1 protein-coding gene is annotated in these 2720 nt (G+C 43.2%); it reads right to left on the minus strand.

Annotated elements, in window-relative coordinates; genetic code table 11:
* Nucleotides 1-2720 (minus strand): RHS repeat protein (locus tag KE503_RS14245; RefSeq protein ID WP_212385702.1); only part of this gene is annotated, 2720 nt, incomplete at both ends.

Consider the following 2720-nt stretch of genomic DNA (forward strand, 5'->3'; position numbering starts at 1 on the left):
TATTGGAATTCTTGTCATAACTGTAATGGTAGGATTCCATGACTTTTCCTGTCTCAAGATCTGTGTACGTCATCTCTTTGACACGGTCAAGGCTGTCATAAGTGTAGGCTTTCTTCACTGCCTGATCGCTGCTGTTTAACAGATCTCTGTAGTCTTTGATCTCCTTAACTTTTCCATAGCTGTCATAAGTATAGCTTCGTACCGTCTTTTCAGTCCCGCTGTCTCCTGACTGGATCTCTCCTTTGATCTTTGTCAGCCATCCGTTCTGGTCATATTCATAGGACAACGCATGAACTCCGTTCTTTGTCGTTGGATAAGTAACCTTTGTAAGCTTTCCATCACTATCATAATGATATCTGATCTGATGTGCTTTGATCTCATCGGCTGTCGGTTCGTTTTCCTGACTTAATTCTGCATATCCTGTGGTCTGTCCTCTGCGGTCATACTGATATTCTGTGTAACGAATCGCTGTTTCCTCTGCTCCGTCGATCTGATAGTCAATACTTTCTAACAGTCTGTCGTTGATATCATAGCTGTAGACCGTCTTTAAGGTCTTCTCTCCGATACTTTCTCCTGCTTCCCCTGCTTCATAGGACTCTGTTTTGATCAGGCGGTTCTTCCTGTCATAATCAAATGTCTTATAACCGCCGTCTGCATAGGTTTCCCTGATCTTATTTCCGTTTGTGTCATAACTGTAAGCTGTTGTGATCTGTTCTTCTCCGTCTCCAAGATCCGTGGTGCTTTCTGTCAGTCCTGCTTCATTTGTCACTTCTTTGTTCACATGTCCGTTGGCATCTTTGACACTGGTCGTGGTCTTTCCATCGGTTCCCATGTCATAGGAAATACTGTTGCTGATGGTTTCGTTTCCATTCTTTCTGCTGACACCTGTGACACGGTTCTGGTCATCATAAGTATAGGTTGTAACATTTCCGTTTCCATCGGTCACGGCACTCTCATTTCCATTGACATCATACGCAGTCTCATGAATGATCGTATCTTTTCCTGTGGTGATACTGTCTCCATCAACCACCGGCTGGCTGATCGTATGGGTTGTTTTTCCTTCTTTGTTGTATAACGTCAGGGAGATCTTTCCTTCTCCATCGGTACTGCTTCCAAGTGTGACCGCTGCGATCTCTTTTCCATCTTCGGTAAAGACATGATCCGTATAGATACCGCTGTTTAAGGTACGGACTGTATTGCCTGCATGCTCTGTCCATGTCTTGTCTGTCACGGTTCCATTGACTCTGGTTGTCTGTACCTGAAGATCTTTATAAGTCTTTGTGCCTGTCAGGGTATGGATCACGGCAGTTTCATATCCATAAGAAGTTTCTGTTGTTTTTGTCTTATTGTCTGCTTCTTCCTTTGTGGTAGTTACACGGTTTCTGTTATCATAAGTATACTTGATTGTAACTCCTGCACTGCTCGTCTCTGATGTGACTGATCCGTTTGCATTATAGCTCTTTATCTCTGTCTGGACGATATCCTTTCCTTCCTGATCTTTCAGGGATCTTTCTGTCTTTACTGCACGTCCCATAAAATCATAGGTGATGGTTGTCACTTCTCCTGTATTCTGGTCCGTACTTGAAACTTCCCTTCCCATCGCATCATAGGAGGTTGTATCTTCCTGTGTCACTTCTCCCTGTGTGCTGGTTAATGTCTCACTGACTTTGTGGTCTGCTTCTTCTTTCTGTGTTGTCTGTTCGGACGTCAGAACTCCGGCATCCCCCTCTGACTTAACATTCTCATAGGACTGTTCTTCTTTGACTTCCCCATCCTCATCATATGTATACTCTGTCCTGCTATCTCCGATATCTTCATACTCAAGGATCGTATTTCCATGATCATCGTAATCATAGGTTGTGTCTGAAGTAGTTTCTCCCTCACTGTTTTTGATCACTTCTGTCTGTGCAAGACTGAATTCTTTCCCTGTTCCATAGGTTGTGCTTGTTACCTGCCCTGTCTCATCCACTTCTTCCACTACGTTTTCGTTGCTGTCATAGGATGTTGTTGTCGTTACTTTTACATCATTCTTAAAGTTTACCTGATTGTTTTCTAATGTCTGATAGCATACGGTTGTCTCAGTTCCTGTCTGCAACAGTGGATTCTCTGTGTTCTCATACTGGTATGTCGTCTTAACTCCATTCCCATTTGTGGAAGATAAGAGCTTTCCACTGTTTTTCTCATAGGTCATGGAATCTTCGGATATCTTTGTTCCATCACTCTTATGAAGGGATACCATAGTTGTTCCATCCCCATATGTGATCTGCTGGTATTCTCCGTCCGGTTTGGTAAAACGGACTGCCTTTTCCCCTTCATATGTAACACCATAATCATTTCCCTCTGCATCCGTTATGGCTGTCATATGATGTTCTTTATCATAAGCATATGGTTCCTGTACAGACTGGGTTCCGTCCGCTGACACATGAGCTGCATTGGTAAGATCTCCTGCTGTATCGTAGGTATACTGCATCTTTGTTCCATCTGCAAGTTCGATCTCTTTTAACAGGTTCTGATCATTATACTGCATCTTAAGGGACTGGTTCTTGTCTGTTGTCACAGTCTTTAACAGCCCTGTTTCATCCATCTCATATAGCAGGAAGTTTCCGTTTGCATCTTCCTGTGAAACCATCGTTCCATTCGCATCAAACCGTGTGATGTTCTGGTCCTTATCCATGAGTGTCCACTGATAGGAAATGGTCTTCTTTACTGTTTCCTGTTCT

Origin of the sequence: Anaerostipes sp. Marseille-Q3525 (assembly GCF_018223505.1) — a bacterium.
Classification (GTDB): domain Bacteria; phylum Bacillota; class Clostridia; order Lachnospirales; family Lachnospiraceae; genus Anaerostipes; species Anaerostipes amylophilus.